Annotated in this window: 9 protein-coding genes and 1 pseudogene; 8 read left to right on the forward strand and 2 right to left on the reverse strand. The window is 43.8% G+C overall.

What is annotated here, in order from left to right:
* Positions 1–48: 48 nt before the first annotated feature.
* Positions 49–1,107, forward strand: a complete 1,059-nt coding sequence (locus tag VTAP4600_RS23410; protein ID WP_197708680.1) for a 3-oxoacyl-ACP synthase III family protein — start codon at positions 49–51, stop codon at positions 1,105–1,107.
* A gap of 31 nt (positions 1,108–1,138) precedes the next feature.
* Here the strand turns inward: VTAP4600_RS23410 and VTAP4600_RS23415 are convergent, their stop codons facing one another.
* Positions 1,139–2,770, reverse strand: coding sequence for a methyl-accepting chemotaxis protein (locus VTAP4600_RS23415; protein ID WP_102525108.1), 1,632 nt, complete (start codon positions 2,768–2,770; stop codon positions 1,139–1,141).
* Positions 2,771–3,008: 238 nt separating this feature from the next.
* Positions 3,009–5,504, reverse strand: coding sequence for a molybdopterin oxidoreductase family protein (locus VTAP4600_RS23420; protein ID WP_102525109.1), 2,496 nt, complete (start codon positions 5,502–5,504; stop codon positions 3,009–3,011).
* A 404-nt stretch (positions 5,505–5,908) separates the two neighbouring features.
* On the opposite strand from VTAP4600_RS23420, the gene cobA reads away from it, so the two are divergent.
* The 7 genes and pseudogenes from cobA to VTAP4600_RS23455 all read left to right on the forward strand — a co-directional run bounded on the left by cobA (position 5,909) and on the right by VTAP4600_RS23455 (position 16,344).
* Positions 5,909–6,808 (forward strand): uroporphyrinogen-III C-methyltransferase, encoded by a 900-nt coding sequence (gene cobA / locus VTAP4600_RS23425; protein ID WP_231897944.1) that lies wholly within the window; start codon positions 5,909–5,911, stop codon positions 6,806–6,808.
* A gap of 124 nt (positions 6,809–6,932) precedes the next feature.
* Positions 6,933–9,536 carry a nitrite reductase large subunit NirB gene (nirB, locus tag VTAP4600_RS23430; protein WP_102525110.1) on the forward strand — a complete coding sequence of 868 codons (2,604 nt, stop codon included), beginning with the start codon at positions 6,933–6,935 and terminating at the stop codon, positions 9,534–9,536.
* 11 nt (positions 9,537–9,547) lie between these two features.
* On the forward strand, positions 9,548–9,880 hold the full coding sequence (nirD, locus tag VTAP4600_RS23435) for a nitrite reductase small subunit NirD (protein WP_102525111.1): 333 nt from the start codon (positions 9,548–9,550) through the stop codon (positions 9,878–9,880).
* A 27-nt stretch (positions 9,881–9,907) separates the two neighbouring features.
* A complete protein-coding gene (locus VTAP4600_RS23440; RefSeq protein ID WP_102525112.1) occupies positions 9,908–11,377 on the forward strand; it encodes a NarK family nitrate/nitrite MFS transporter in 1,470 nt (489 codons plus the stop codon).
* 110 nt (positions 11,378–11,487) lie between these two features.
* Positions 11,488–13,272 (forward strand): bifunctional protein-serine/threonine kinase/phosphatase, encoded by a 1,785-nt coding sequence (locus tag VTAP4600_RS23445; protein WP_231897945.1) that lies wholly within the window; start codon positions 11,488–11,490, stop codon positions 13,270–13,272.
* Between the two features lie 636 nt (positions 13,273–13,908).
* A pseudogene (locus tag VTAP4600_RS23450) lies at positions 13,909–15,478 on the forward strand (L-lactate permease).
* Positions 15,479–15,624: 146 nt separating this feature from the next.
* Entirely contained in the window at positions 15,625–16,344 is a 720-nt protein-coding gene (locus tag VTAP4600_RS23455; protein WP_102525114.1) for a (Fe-S)-binding protein, read from the forward strand.
* Positions 16,345–16,354 lie beyond the last annotated feature (10 nt).

The following is a 16,354-nucleotide window of genomic DNA, read 5'->3' on the forward strand; positions in this document are numbered from 1 at the left end:
ATTTCCGCCGAGGCCATTTTCAGGAGACACCATTTTTAGGAGTACATCATGACAAGGACGACATTTTTGCCAATGAGAGCCAAATTGTTGGCATGCAATCATCAGTTTCCACATCAACCGCTTTCGACAGAACAGATTTTAAAGGCATTGGGTGAGCTTTCTGGCAAAAAATACGCCAGATTAGGTAAATTAATTAGCTTAAGGTTAGGGGTGAAACAACGACACTTTACGCGAAGTATTGAGACCAAGGTCAGTGCTCCGAGCCCAAAGAACTCAGAATTGGTTTCGGAGGTACTAAGGCAGTGTCTAAAAGATGCCGAAATGGACGTTAATGAACTAGATTATTTAATTGGCCATACAACAACGCCAGACACACAATTGCCCCCAAGTATCGCGTGGGTTGCAGAACAAATGCACTATGACGGTCTGTTTGCCGAACTGAGGCAAGCCTGTACAGGGTTTGTAAGTGGCCTGCAGTTTGCGTTACCTAGGTTAGAAAGCTTAAAGCAACCCGTGGCGATAATTGGTAGCGAAACTGGCTCGGTCTATTTTGATTATGCTCCGGACTTTTTAAACCAAGCACAGCTCGTGAACTATCTTCAAATGGGAGATGGCGCTGGTGGCGTCATATTAGGCCCGGATGATGGCTCGCAAAGAGGAATAATCAGCAGCGTGTATATGGGGCAGATTGGGGTGGGGAAATCCCCCGGTTTGTTTTTAGATGGTGGGTCTGAATCGGTATATACACAATCAGATAAAGCTAAGTTTTTACATGATGCTCAAGGTGTTAAGCGCAATGGCGAAGCACTCTTTGAGGCAAGTATTAATGCGTTAGCAGAACAGGGGCATGATCTGGATTCATTTGATTTTATTATTCCTCATCAAGCCAGCGGCAACATCGATAAACAGTTTTCAAAAAAGACGGGCATTGCCCGCGAAAAAATCATTAATGACGCGAAATTCGTTGGGAATTTGGGTTCAGCGGCGATTTGGTGCAGCTTTTCTCGTTTGATTCATAGTGGCAGATTAAGAGAAGGCTCTCGAGTGGTCGTTCTCGGTGCGGAAGCCACCAAATATATGTATGGTGGCTTTATTTATCAGCACTGATTAGCCAACCGTTCCTACGCGGCATCGTTTTTTAGAGCGTGAACTGTGAAACCAAACCTTTTAATTGCTCTGCGTGTTGAGCCAATTCCCTTGCAGAGGAAGCGGTTTGGCTGGCTTGGCTATTGGCGTTCTTAGATACTTCAGACACAGAAATAACATTTTTACTGACTTCTGCACTGGCTTGAGACTGCTCTTCGGATGCAGCAGCAATGCTATCTATCATGCCAGAAACCACGTCAGTGCCAGCGACAATGTCGTCCAAGCTCTTACCCGCTTGAGTAACGAGAGTCATCCCTTCATTAACATGCTCTGTACCGCTTTCCATTCGTTCGACAGCCATTTGTGTTTCACTTTGAATGGCTTCGATTGATTTGGCTATTTCTTGTGTAGCCGTTGTGGTGCGATCTGCTAATGTTCGAACTTCGTCTGCAACCACTGCAAATCCTCGTCCAGCTTCACCTGCGCGAGCGGCTTCAATCGCAGCGTTGAGTGCTAAGAGGTTGGTCTGCTCGGCGATGTCATTAATCACATTGATTATATCGCCAATTTGGGTTCCTCTACGGCCAAGTTCTGAAACGCTAGTGGAGGATGCAGATACGGCTTCACTGATAGCGTTCATGCCTTTAATTGTGTTACGAACAATGTTTCCACCGGAGCTTGCTTTAACCCCAGCGTCTTGTGCACTGGATGTCGCGTTGGCGGATTGTTGAGCGACTTCTTGTATGCTAAGAGCAATTTCGTCAATTGAATTGGAAATATGAGCGACTTGGTTGGCTTGCTGAGTCAGATCTTGTGCCATTTTCTCGTTGGCTTGAACGATGTTTTCTGATCTATTACTCACGTCGATGGTCGTTTCATAAACGTGTTTCATAGCTTGTTGAGTACGACTTACTGCTTGGTTATAATTTTTAGCCATTTGCCCTAGCTCATCTCTAGAGTCAATACTGATTTGTGTGGTTAGATCGCCGTTTGCCAAGGCTGTTAGACCTCGAGCAACGGCTTCAACGGGCTGCGAGATGCTTTTCAAGACAGCCCATGCCAATGAAAACCCGAGAATTATTGCTAATAGGGTTCCCCCTACAATGGTATAACGCGCTGACGCGGTAGCTCCTGATGCTGACGCTTGTCTTGTTTCCATTAAACTGCTTTCAATTTCAATAAATTCAGCGATTTGCCCTCTAAACCGGTCAAAATAGACCTTTCCTCTTGCTTCACCTACCAGAGTTGCAATGTTATCCATGGTTTGTCCTCGGCCTACCTCACGCCTTAATTCAATTGCGGGCGCTGTTACGTTGGCAATCCATTCGTCAATGTTTGATTGGATTTTAGAAAGACGTTCTACCTGAGCTGGGTTGTCATCGACAGTTTGTTTTAAGCTACTTACTAATTCACGGAATCTTTGCTTACCACTATTGTAGGGAGACAAGAATTCGTCTTTACCGGAAAGCAAAAAACCGCGCATACCTGTTTCCATATCAACGGCGGCACCTTCTATTCTCATCGCCTGCTCAATTACTTTATGAGTGTGATCAACCATTTTGCTAGAAGCATCTTGCCGATTAGAGCTTTGTAGTGTGATGAAAGAAAGTAATATTAAGAGAATGAGCGGTACGCCTGTACCTAAAGAGATTTTTGCTTTTAGTGAGAGATTTCCAAATTGCATGTTAAGCCTCCCTTAAACACAAGCCATACATCAGTTTGCAAGAAGCAACTGATGGGTGTGTAAAAGATTTTTACCTGCCAAGTAACAAAATTATAGTTTTTTAAGTCATAGATAATTTCTATCAGTATATAGAGTTATAGACCACCATTTGAGGCACGAAAAGGTTCGTGACGGATAAACGACAAGATCATCGTGACGCAATATGGCGATCCGCTTTTTAATCAACACCGGATACTTACTATATTGTATGTAGGAAGTTAGCTTCGAACTCAATTAATGAGCGAGGCTCAAAGAGCGACAAAAGCCATTCAACATGCTTATTCTCAATCCGAGGTTGAACAATGAATACGTCGTGAATTTGATGGATGTTGAGCGATGCATAGCGTACATGTTGAGCGTTTTTATTCTGGCTTGAGTAGGACAGAATTTTGTTATCGGTATGATTTAAAAACTTAAGTAATTGTGAAGTAAATTTCATCGAATTTTGTGTAGTCGCAATACGATACAGATAACCGTGGGTGGTTTTTTGCTTTACCCAATAATCAAATCGCGACAAATCTAAGTCGTGGGTACTCATAAATAGCGCTTCGTTTTTGAAAACCCATTTGCACAGATTAACCGGTGTATGTTTAAACTCCGGCTGACCCGATATGGGATCGACATACTCCGCGATTAATCGACAGGGCTTGGCATTTTTTGCGTGCCTAGCACTCCAATGTATGGGTAGAAAGAGTTGATGATCTTCCATGTTAAGGTCAAGTTCGATTCGGGCTAAGATTGTCCCGTTGTCATTTGAAACTTCAACGATATCACCCGTTTCTAACCCAATTATCTGTGCGCTATGTGGGTTCATTGATAAACAGGGTTCGGTGGTGTGGTCAGCAAGGCGCTCCGAAAGGCCGGTTCGAGTCATCGTATGCCAGTGATCACGAATCCGTCCGGTGTTAAGTAACCATTGTGATTGGTTGCTGGTTGTTGACTGAGGGGCTTGGTACTCTACAGAGACAAACCTCGCTTTTCCGTTATCGGTATAAAACCTACCATCACTAAATAATCGCTGGTGCGTTATTTTCGTTTGTAACACCAATACAGGCCATTGCTGAGGTTCCATCTGTGAGTATTGCAGATCAGTAATCTCGGATAATCCCGTTAAGCACAAATCACGTGACTGTCCGTTATGGTTATTAAGCGCCGTTAGTTTTGCGTGTTCTCTGAAAATCTCTCCTTCATGACGGTAGTTAAAAGCGCTAACAAATCCCATTTTTTGCGCAACTTGGCTGATGATCCACCAATCGGGTTTAGAGAGGCCAGGGCTTGGGAGTAACCTGCGCTGTCTTGAAATTCGTCGTTCAGAATTGGTCACTGTGCCTGATTTTTCGCTCCAGCCTTGGGCGGGTAAAAGAAGATCGGCTAATCGAGTGGTGTCTGTCTCTTCAATGCAATCGGAAACCACGACGAAGTCGCATTTCTTCAGTGCAGATATTACCTTGTCTGTATTTGGTAGGCTAACTGCCGGGTTGGTCGCCATGATCCACACCGCTTTGATTTTTCCTTGTTCCATTGCATCGAACATGTCGATGGCTTTTAATCCCGGTTGCGTTGCGAGCGACGGAGCATCCCAAAAGCGGCTTAGTGCATTTATCTCTTCGTTGTTATCAAACTCCATGTGAGCTGCGAGCGTATTGGCAAGGGCGCCGACTTCACGTCCTCCCATGGCATTGGGTTGGCCTGTTATCGAAAAAGGGCCGGACCCCGCCTTACCTATTTTCCCGCTCGCAAGGTGGCAGTTTAAAATGCTGTTAACTTTATCGCTGCCTGAAGAAGATTGATTAACCCCTTGAGAATAAATGGTCAGAACCTTTTCGGTCCTTGCAAATAATTGATAGAAGTGACTGAGCGTGTCTGCGTTTATTCCCGTTATCTGGCACAGGTGTTTTGCATTTTGTTCGGCCGATGCCAGGGCTTGATCGAATCCTTGTGTATGGTTTTCGATAAAGTTGGCGTCTAATGCATGGTTGCTGGCAAGGTGCTTGAGTAGCCCATTAAACAACGCAACATCTGAACCACTGTTAATAGGAAGATGGAGATCGGCAATGTCACAACTGGCCGTTTTTCGTGGGTCGATGACCACAACTATCAGGTTTGGGTTATTTTGTTTTGCTATTCGTAACCGTTGAAATAAAACGGGGTGACACCAAGCGAGATTGGAGCCCGTCAAGATCACAACATCAGTTTGTTCCAAATCTTCATAACAGACTGGCACAGTATCCATCCCAAATGCCCGCTTATGACCAACAACACTTGAAGCCATACAAAGGCGAGAATTGCTGTCGATATTGGCCGTGCCCATGAAGCCCTTAATAAGCTTGTTGGCAACATAGTAATCTTCAGTCAGCAGTTGGCCTGATACGTAAAAGGCAACCGAATTCGGCCCATGTTCTTCTATCGTGCGTCTGAATTTTTCGGCCACGAGCGAAGTAGCATTATCCCAATTGAGTGTTTCTAATTGGCGACTTGCGTGCCTTAGTTTTGGTTCAAGTAAGCGCCCTTCATGAGACACGGTATCGCCAAGCGCGATGCCTTTAGTACATAGTTTCCCAAAGTTTGCAGGGTGTGATTTATCGCCTCGTATATCCAATAAGCCATTGCGGTTGGGCTTCGCTTCAACACCACAACCGACACCGCAGTATGCGCATGTTGTTTTAATCCATCCTTGCTCATTCATCTCTACCATCCTTGTGCGAGATCACAGATATTTTCATCTAGTTTTATAGTCAGCAAAAACCGAGCCACTCAATTGCAACATTTAGTTATTTTATGATCGTGATTATTAATTTTTTTAAAACAGTTACTTAGAGAGAGTTGTTAGTGTTTATTGTGTTTCGTAGGTAGTAATAGTGCATAAGGAAACTGGTTTAGTGCACTGAAATGGAATAAGACGCACCATGAAGAAACATTTGTGGGCCAATTTTGCTAAATAATTAACCATAATAACAAGGTAGTTACCTGAGTGTTTCAACCTTATCTATCTGTTTTATAGTGACTTTAAAATAGTTTTTGCAAAAAAGTTACCATTTGGCATCGTCCTTGCTCTGTTGATATCAACGGATTGAAATATGAGCATACAAGGAACGTTCTATGATGGATAACTTAGCAAGCATTAAGAGCTCTCAAGCAACCAATAGTTCGAGTAAACAAGGCAAAGTCATCTTGGTTGGGGCGGGCCCTGGAGATCCCAATCTTTTAACCCTTGGCGCACTAAATGCGATGCAAAGTGCGGACGTTATTGTTTATGACAATCTAGTTAGCCATGAAATTCGAGCCTTATTTCCAGCGGACACAACTAAAAAATACGTAGGTAAAGCTAAGGGGCAACACAGCTCAACTCAAGAAGAAATAAACCAAATTCTTATAGAAACTGCAAAGCAAGGTCAGACGGTTTGCCGAGTTAAAGGGGGAGATTCATTTGTTTTTGGTCGTGGTGGTGAAGAGATGCTTTGCTTGGCAAAAAATGGCATCAAAGTAAACGTAGTTCCGGGTATTACCGCCGCTTCTGGCTGTACTTCTTATTCAAACATTCCGCTGACTCACCGAGGGTTGGCTCAAGGCTGTACTTACATCACTGCACACGCCGAAAAAGACTTAGAGATCCAATGGAGCGCTTTAGCTCAGTTAAACCAAACCTTGGTTATCTATATGGGGGTGAGCAAGGTTGAACTCATCTCAAATAATTTGATCAAGGCTGGCATGAGTAGTTCGACTCCCGTTGCCTTAATTGAAAAAGGCTGTTGTCCAGAACAACGAACATTCACCGGCCGTCTAGACGAATTAGCTCAGTTGAAAGAACAGCATCAAGTTCGCTCGCCCGCGTTAATAGTGATTGGCGAAGTTGTTAGCGTAGCAGAGCAGATGAAACGGCTCGAAGAAACTAACCAATTAAGCCAGTTAGGCCCGCTGAGTGAACAACAAACCATCACATTGGAAATGCACCTCCAGAGTGATGAGCAGAAAACAGAACAATTAAAACTAACGGCATAACGCCTTATCTGAACTCTCATGGGGTGCGATTTATGTGGTACATGCGATCGCAGCTGCAAGCATGATTTCAGATCTTAAATTTATTACTTATTACATGAGTAAATGTCGCTTGAAGGGAATCAATATGAGCAAACAACGAATAGTCGTGGTCGGGAATGGCATGGTTGGCCATAAATTTATCGACACGTTAATGCAGAATAAACCAGAAAATATCGAAGTAATGACGTTCTCAGAAGAGTCTCGCTTGGCCTACGATAGGGTCCAGCTTACGTCGTATTACACAGGGAAAAGTGCCGATGATTTGGCGATGGCAAAACCTGAGAAATACGATGAACAAGGCGTTCGTTACTTAGTGAACGAATGCGTCAGCAACATTGATACGCAAACAAAAACAATCACGACAGAGAATGGATTGGTTGAAGAGTATGACACTTTGGTTCTCGCTACCGGATCGACCCCCTTTGTTCCGCCGATCCCTGGAAGTGACCAGAGTCATTGTCACGTGTACCGAACACTTGATGATCTGGATGCCATTGAAGTGTCGAGCAAAAGCAGCAAAAGTGCGGTTGTTATAGGTGGTGGCTTACTTGGGTTAGAAGCTGCGAATGCAGTTAAGAACCTCGGGTTGCAAACGCATGTTGTTGAATTTGCGCCTCGCTTAATGGCTGTTCAACTGGACGCAGGTGGCGGTGCCTTGTTGCGAAGAAAGATTGAAGATCTTGGCGTTCAAGTGCATACCGAAAAAGCAACCACTGAGATTATTGCAGGTGAACAGAGCCGATATCGTCTAAATTTTGCGGACGGTAGCTTTTTAGAAACCGATGTTGTGGTGTTTTCAGCCGGAATTAGACCCCAAGATGCATTGGCACGAGCGTGTGGGTTAGAAATAGGAGAACGCGGTGGAATAGTGATAGATAACTATTGCCAAACCAGTGACGCTAACATTTACGCGGTGGGCGAATGTGCTTTGTGGAAGGGGAGAATTTTCGGGTTGGTCGCACCGGGATATCAAATGGCGAAAGTGGCGGTAGAGCAGGTACTTGCTGCTTCGGAAGCCATCACTAACGCAGATGCCCCGACGTTTACGGGCGCAGATATGAGCACAAAACTCAAGCTGATGGGCGTTGATGTTGCAAGCATTGGTGAAGTACACGATAAAACGGACGGTGCTCAGTCTTACACTTATCATGATGAAATTACTCAGGTTTACAAACGCCTTATTGTCTCTGAAGATGGCAAAAAATTGGTAGGAGCTGTGTTGGTTGGCGACGCAGAAGCTTATGGGTCATTGTTACAGCTCAAATTGAATGATATGGATTTGCCTGCCAACCCTTCAACCCTGATCCTTCCTCTACTTGATTCAGACGAACCGGTTGGCTTGGGCGTCGAGGCATTGCCGGCCAGCGCGGTCATTTGTTCGTGTTTTGATGTAACCAAGCAAGACATTCAGCAAGCGGTCGCTGATGGTTGTACCGATATGTCGATGCTAAAACAGACGACAAATGCTTCAACAGGCTGTGGGGGTTGCTCTGCATTAGCGAAACAAGTGCTTGATGCTGAACTGTCCGCAAACGGTGTGGAAGTGAGTAACGATGTTTGCGAGCACTTTGCTTATTCTCGCCAAGAGCTAAGTGACCTTATTCGTGTGAATAAAATTAAGTCATTTGATGATGTATTAGCTCAACACGGTAGTGGCTTAGGCTGTGACGTTTGTAAGCCAACAGTTGGCTCAATTTTGGCGTCTTACTGGAATGATTATGTGTTAGAAAATAAACACATGGAGCTTCAAGATACCAATGACTTATACCTAGGTAATATGCAAAAAGATGGTACCTATTCCGTTGTGCCTCGTATTGCTGCGGGCGAAGTGACCCCCGAAAAACTCATTGTGTTGGGCGAAGTTGCCCAAGAGTTTGGTTTGTATACCAAGATCACTGGCGGCCAACGTATTGATTTGTTTGGCGCTCAATTAAACGACTTGCCAACCATTTGGCGCAAACTCGTCGACGCTGGCTTTGAGACCGGCCACGCCTATGGCAAATCCTTACGGACGGTCAAATCGTGCGTGGGCAGTTCTTGGTGCCGTTATGGTGTACAAGACAGCATGGACTTTGCCGTTAAATTAGAAAATCGATACAAAGGCTTACGTTCTCCTCATAAACTTAAGTTTGCGGTGTCCGGTTGTACGCGTGAATGTGCAGAAGCGCAATCAAAAGACATTGGCGTCATCGCAACAGATAAAGGTTGGAATCTTTTTGTATGCGGTAACGGGGGAATGCGTCCCCGTCATGCCGATTTATTCGCAACCGATCTGGATGACGAAACCCTCATTAAATATGTCGACAGAATATTGATGCTCTATGTAAGAACCGCGGATCGTTTACAACGCACGTCAGTCTGGCTAGAAAACTTAGAAGGTGGCTTAGATTACCTCAAGGAAGTTGTGATTGGAGATAAGTTAAAGCTCGCTGCCGAGTTAGAAAAAGACATGGCGTTTAACATCGAGCATTACCAATGTGAATGGAAAACAACGATTGAAAATCCGGAAAAGCTAAAACGTTTCCAACACTTCATCAACAGTGAAGATCGAGATGACGCTCTTAACTTTAAGAAAGAACGAGGGCAGCTAATACCGTGCGCCTCAGTGACGACTCCTAGTGATACGGGTGCGCAAGACAAGCAATTGGAAGCTCAAGCCGAAACACGTACAGCATCAACGGTAGAATAAGGATATGACTCATGACTAATTGGCAAACAGTATGCACCAAGGATGACTTGATACCACACACAGGGGTATGTACCAAGGTCGGGGATCAGCAAATTGCGCTATTTTATTGTGCAAGAACAGAGGGGCTTTATGCGATTTCAAATTACGACCCAATCGGTAAAGCGAATGTTTTGTCTCGGGGCATGATGGGGTCAATAACCGGGCAGCCGTGTGTCGCATCCCCTTTATACAAGCAGCACTTTCACCTTGAAACAGGGATATGTATTGAAGATCCGGATTTAAAAGTGGAGACTTTCGCCGTTCGTGAACAAGGCTCAAGCATTCAAATTTCATTATCTAAATAATTACCGTTGGAATTGAGAGGAAAAACTATGGACAGTACATCATTCTCACTATTTTCTTTTAAAGGGAAAATGAAAGTTTTACACCTAAGTTGGATGGCATTTTTTGTCACTTTTGTTGTTTGGTTTAACTTTGCGCCAATGCTTCAAATGGTGAAAACGACATTGGGTTTAACGACCGAACAGATAAAAATGTTGCTGATACTTAACGTCGCTTTAACCATTCCTGCACGGGTCGTCGTCGGCATGCTGACGGATAAATATGGACCAAGAATTGTTTATTCGGCCTTGCTTGCGCTGTGTTCGTTGCCTTGTTTTATGTTTGCTTTGGCAGATAGCTTCGTTCAAGCTGCAATCGCACGGTTTTTGTTAGGCTTTATTGGCGCAGGGTTTGTGGTTGGTATTCGCTTGGTTTCTGAGTGGTTCCCTCATCATGAATTAGGGACAGCTGAAGGTATTTATGGGGGGTGGGGTAACTTTGGTTCGGCCGCTGCAGCCTTTACTTTACCGACATTGGCTCTGCTATTTGGTGGTGAAGATGGCTGGAGATATGCCGTCGGGGTTACCGGAATGATGAGCTTGGTGTTCTCGTTTATCTTTTATGCGAATGTAACGGATACACCAAAAGGGGCGACGTACTTTAAGCCAGCGCACCTAACCGCGATGGAAGTCACCTCGAAAGGGGATTTCTTTCTCCTGATGTTGATGAAGATCCCGATGTATGGTGCCCTTGCGTTATTAGCTTGGAAGCTTTCTCCTTCCGGTGTGGGCATGTTAAGTACAGAGATTGTGAACAGTGTCTATGCCTTGCTTGGTGCGCTTTATTTGTATGAATTAGCTCAGGTATGGAAAGTAAATAAAAAGGTGTTCTCTGAGCCAGTAGAAGAAATCCACCAATATAAATTTAAGCAAGTTGCAGTACTCAATGTCCTTTATTTCGCTACTTTTGGTTCTGAGCTTGCTGTCGTTTCAATGCTTCCTTTGTTCTTCCTTGAAACCTTCGAATTAACACCAGTCATGGCTGGCATGGTTGCTTCTGCTTACGCCTTTATGAACCTAATGTCTCGTCCGGGGGGCGGTTGGATTTCAGATAAATTCGGGCGGAAACCGACGCTGTTAATTCTTACTGCTGGCCTTGCTGTTGGTTACTTTGTCATGGGTAAAGTAGACGCACAATGGCCATTGTGGCTGGCAGTGGTTGCTGCGATGGCGTGTTCGTTTTTTGTGCAAGCAGGTGAAGGTGCCGTCTTTGCGACAGTTCCATTGATCAAGCGCCGTATGACAGGTCAAATTGCAGGTATGACTGGTGCCTACGGTAATGTCGGGGCTGTTGTTTACTTAACGGTTCTTTCCTTTGTTAGTTATCAGACGTTCTTCTTTGTGATTGCAGGTACGGCAGTACTCGGTTTCATTACTCTGGCCGCTATGGAAGAACCGAATGGGCAGATAGCTGAGGTCAACGATGATGGTAGCGTAACCCTGATTGATGTATCCCATTAAAAGGTGTGATTAATTTCTAAATGAGATAATACACAGACCTCAATAAGCCCTTAACTCGACAGTTACTGAGTTAAGGGTCACTTCGTTCATCGCAGGCAAGGATGTTGGCAATGGAAAAACAACAGATAAATGAAACGAACACGCTTTCACTTCTTTATGGCGGTTTTACCGATGCGGGCCAACGTCGCGAAAATCAAGACGCGTTGGTTTTTCACCTGCCGGACTCTGATGAGGAAATAAGCAATAAAGGCTGCGTCGCGTGTATTGCGGACGGTGTCAGCTGCAGCGAAATGAGCCAACAAGCCAGTCAAACGAGTGTTATTCAGTTTGTAAATGACTACTTTGCGACCCCCAACAGTTGGAGCGTTAAACGCTCCGCGACGAAAGTACTCAGCACGACCAACTATTGGTTGTACGGTCAAGGCATAAAGCAGCCACTGAAGCACAATGGGCTCGTGACTACATTCAGTTCTATCGTTATTAAATCCAATACTGCTCATATTTTTCATGTTGGGGATTCACGTATCTATTTGTATCGTGATGATGAGCTTAGATTACTCACTCGAGATCATGTGCGGGCTGGTATGGGCAGCCAGACCTTTTTAACTCGAGCTTTAGGGATGGATAACACCGTTAATATCGATTATCAAACATTGCCAATTAAAGAAGGCGACTGGTTTTTGCTGACTACGGATGGGGTACACGATTTCAATTCGCACCAAGAAATTCAGGCTCAATGTTTTGAGTTGGTCGACAAACAAACGTTAAACCCAGAATTAGCGGCAAAACAATTGGCGCTTTTGGCACTCAAGAATGGCAGCAAAGATAACATCAGTGCGTTGTTTGTGGGGGTTAATGAGCTGCCAGAGAGTAGCCGTGCTGAACTGCAAACTCAGCTTGGTCAATTTGCTATTCCCCCGGCATTAAGAGTGGGGCAAACTCTGGATGGATTTCACGTATTAAACGTGATTTACGCTGGGAGTAGAAGCTATGTTTATGAAGTCAAAGAGCTACTGTCAGAACGAATTATGGTCTTGAAAGCTCCGTCACCAAGCATGGTCGATGATATGAATTATCTGGGCAGCTTCATACATGAGTATTGGGTTGGTAGGCAGTTGGATCACCCGCAGTTTATGAAAGTATACCCAAGCCCAAATCACGCAAAGTTTTTGTATCTGTTGTGTGAACCATTAACGGGCATAACGCTACGACAGTGGATGTATGATAACCCAAAACCTACGCTAGAGCAGGTTAGAACTATCATTGCTTCGTTGGTCACAGCGTGCCGAAAGTTGCAAAGAATGGGCATGGTACACCGAGACTTAAAACCAGAAAATATAATGGTCGACCGTGAAGGACAAGTCACGGTGATAGATTATGGCTCAATGAGTGTTGCTGCATTTGAAGAGCAGCAAGCCATGGATAAAGATGCGAATTTGTCGGTATTAGAAGAAGAAATCCCAATGGGGGATGCCAAATACATTGCTCCGGAATATTTGAATGGAGATAAGGCCACGTACGTTTCCGATTTGTTCTCTATTGGTGTTATTTGCTACGAAATGCTAACTGGAAAACTGCCATATAAATTGACGACAACGCAGTCTTTGAGAAGAGCGAGGCATCAAAACTGGGACTATTATTCAGCTTGTTTGCAACGTCCAGATTTGCCCGAGTGGGTGGATCCAGTATTGAAAAAAGTGTGCGCGCCAGCGCCAGAACACAGGTATCAAGCAATGAGTGAATTTATTGCCGACTTGTCGACGCCTAATCAAACCTTAATATTAGAAAACGAAAGACGTTCGTTATATGAACGAAACCCGCTTCTCTTTTGGAAGGGATTGGCATCTATATTCATCGGATTTAGTATCATTGAATTGTTCGTTTTGATTTCATAGCTAAAATAATAAAGCCTAATGTTTGTTGTTAAAAATAAATAGACTCATTTCGATGATGATAGATAAATAATCTAACTGAAGATTATTAGGGCGCATTGTATATTTTCTACCTACCCATTATTCGGCTTTATCTGAAGGGAATAACAAAATTCATTGCAATATGTGACATGTTATGAATAAGTTGCTTGAGTTAAAATTTACCCTAACCCGCATCGATATCTTGATGTCTAGTCACTTTTTACTGCCTTTCTCGTTCAAGTTTATCCGCTAAGTGTTACCTGTTGGTGTATTTTACACATAATAACTGTTTTGATTAGTCAACCAATTGCGTCGAATTAGGACATTCATTGTTTCCAAATGTAGAACAATGGCCATGTTAGCTTAAGTGATATTACAATTAACTTATTGTTAATTAATGACTAATGGTATTAACCTCTTTTATTGTATGTGATCCTTCTCACGAATAGCCAAAAGGCTCTGTAACGGCTTGGTAAATAAGTGATGGTCATTTGTTACACCGTGTTTACAATGACTTCCACATAAGGTCAGAAAATAAAAATATAACGACCAAAATAATAATTACTTACCTACATAATAATATTTATTTAGCCTCTACGAATAAGGTGGAATGGAAGAATGTTAAATTTAGTTATCTCTGTCGTACCGATATTGCTTCTCATTTGGATGATGACAAAAAGGAATGCACTACCATCACATTATGCACTGCCAATAAGTGCTCTGCTGGTGGGAATATTTCAAATATTCTATTTTGGTGTTGATAGTCAGTTATTGATCGCCAATATAGTTTCAGGGAGCCTGTCTGCAATTACTCCGATCTCAATAATAGCGGGCGCTATTTTACTTAATCGACTGATTGCATTATCCGGGGCTGAAGCGGTTATCCGTCAATGGTTGGAAGGGATCAGTCGTAACAAGGTTGCGCAGTTGATGATCATTGGTTGGGCGTTCGCTTTTATGATTGAAGGTGCGTCTGGTTTTGGTACTCCTGCAGCAATAGCCGCCCCAATTTTGGTCGGCTTAGGTTTTAACCCTCTCCGAGTCGCGATGTTAGCGCTTGTAATGAACTCTGTACCTGTGTCTTTTGGTGCGGTTGGAACACCAACGTGGTTTGGATTTAGCGGGTTGGGTTTGTCTGACGCTGACTTGTTGGAAGTTGGACAATTGTCGGCATTAATGCACTCCGTTGCTGCCTTCATTATTCCCGTTGTGGCGCTAAGCTTTGTTGTTTCATGGTCTACGATACGCCGTAACTTTTTGTTCATCCAGTTGAGCGTGCTGTCTTGTACCATTCCTTATTTTTTGTTCGCACAATGGAATTATGAATTTCCGTCATTGATAGGCGGTGCTATTGGTATGTCTTTATCGATAGTGATTGCACGTTTCAAAATTGGCCTAGAAAAAGAATCTGGGACAGAACTAGAACCTGTCGAGAAAGTGCCAATGGCAAAAGTGATTAAGGCTCTGAGCCCTACGCTTATGCTTATCGGTATTCTCATTGTGACACGTATCCAACAGCTTGGAATAAAAGGCCTGCTGACTGATTCAACGCCATTGTTTTCGCTAAACCTTGGGTTTGCAGATCTAAGCGTTAGCCAGGCTTTGATCATCAAGTTAAGCAACATTTTACAAACCGATACGGCTTGGGCATACAAAACACTGTATGTGCCTGCACTTATCCCGTTCTTTTTGGTTGTAATGATTTCTGTATGGATATTCAAAATGCCTAAAGAACAAGTAAAGCAAGTATTTACCGAAACAGGCAGTCGCATCAAGATGCCGTTTATTGCCTTGATTGGTGCCCTGATTATGGTCAAGTTCATGATGATGGGAGGCGAAGGCTCGCCAATCATGACGACTGGGCGCGCGTTTTCAGACTTAATGGGTACTAACTGCTTCTTACCTTGGAGCCTTGGGAGCCTTTTTCTCTGGTTCAGCCACGGTTTCAAACCTAACATTTGGTGGTATTCAACAGACGATCGCTCAAACGGTTGGACTGTCACAAAATGTGGTGTTAGCTCTGCAATCGGTTGGCGGCTCTATGGGTAACATGGTGTGCATTAACAACATCATTGCGGTTTCAACCATTCTTGGTATTTCTAATCAAGAAGGATACATCATCAAACGAACGGTTATTCCTATGATTCTGTACGGTGTGATTGTTGGTGTGGTCAGCATCGCGCTTTAACTTCTGCTAAATGTACGCAAATTATCGCTAAATTTAATAAACCTAGACAGAGCAAATCTAGATTCAACAACCAGAGCGGAAAACCGCCGATATTAAATTTAGCTTTTTCTAAAAAATTGAGCGCGCTGCGCGCTGGGAGCAATAATATGAAGGTGAACTTTTTCGCAACGTGTCTGTGTGACACGGTAAAGGCGGAAGTAGCCAAAAAATCGGTACTTCTGCTCGAAGAGTTGAACTGCGAGGTTATCTTTCCTGAGAAACAAGGCTGTTGTGGGCAACCATCACTAAATAGTGGCTACATTGAAGGAAGTAAGCCTGCAATGAAAAGTATGATTGAAGCATTCGAGTTGAACTCATACCCCATTGTTACACCAGCAGGCTCATGCGCAGCTACCATTAAAAAGTACCCAGAATATTTAGCAGACGAACCGCTTTGGGCTGAACGAGCTCAAGCACTTGCCGATCGTTTGTATGAATTGACTCAGTTTATTGTTAACGAAATTGGCGTCGAAAAAGTAGGCGCAAAACTGGCAGGTCGCGGAGTCTATCATCCATCATGCAGTTTAATCCGTAAGCTTGGCGTACGAGAAGAGCCAATAAAGCTTCTTTCTAATGTTGAAGGCTTAGAGCTACTACCGATAAAGAATCAAGAAACCTGTTGTGGCTTTGGTGGCACTTTTTCAGTGAAGATGTCTGAAATTTCCGGAGAAATGGTGAAAGAGAAGGTACAGCATATTTCTCAGGTAGAGCCGGATTACTTGATTGGCGCCGACATCAGCTGTTTGATCAACATTGCGGGGCGTATAACGCGTGAAGGTAAGCCTATTAAAGTACTGCACATTGTTGATGTGTTGATGAGCCGTTAACGAAGGGGAA

This window comes from Vibrio tapetis subsp. tapetis (assembly GCF_900233005.1).
GTDB classification, from domain to species: domain Bacteria; phylum Pseudomonadota; class Gammaproteobacteria; order Enterobacterales; family Vibrionaceae; genus Vibrio; species Vibrio tapetis.

What these genes read in the sequence shown, in the direction of transcription:
- VTAP4600_RS23410 (WP_197708680.1), top strand. Translation starts at nt 49, where the DNA reads ATGACAAGGACGACATTTTTGCCAATGAGAGCCAAATTGTTGGCATGC.
- VTAP4600_RS23415 (WP_102525108.1), bottom strand. Translation starts at nt 2,770, where the DNA reads ATGCAATTTGGAAATCTCTCACTAAAAGCAAAAATCTCTTTAGGTACA.
- VTAP4600_RS23420 (WP_102525109.1), bottom strand. Translation starts at nt 5,504, where the DNA reads ATGGTAGAGATGAATGAGCAAGGATGGATTAAAACAACATGCGCATAC.
- cobA (WP_231897944.1), top strand. Translation starts at nt 5,909, where the DNA reads ATGATGGATAACTTAGCAAGCATTAAGAGCTCTCAAGCAACCAATAGT.
- nirB (WP_102525110.1), top strand. Translation starts at nt 6,933, where the DNA reads ATGAGCAAACAACGAATAGTCGTGGTCGGGAATGGCATGGTTGGCCAT.
- nirD (WP_102525111.1), top strand. Translation starts at nt 9,548, where the DNA reads ATGACTAATTGGCAAACAGTATGCACCAAGGATGACTTGATACCACAC.
- VTAP4600_RS23440 (WP_102525112.1), top strand. Translation starts at nt 9,908, where the DNA reads ATGGACAGTACATCATTCTCACTATTTTCTTTTAAAGGGAAAATGAAA.
- VTAP4600_RS23445 (WP_231897945.1), top strand. Translation starts at nt 11,488, where the DNA reads ATGGAAAAACAACAGATAAATGAAACGAACACGCTTTCACTTCTTTAT.
- VTAP4600_RS23455 (WP_102525114.1), top strand. Translation starts at nt 15,625, where the DNA reads ATGAAGGTGAACTTTTTCGCAACGTGTCTGTGTGACACGGTAAAGGCG.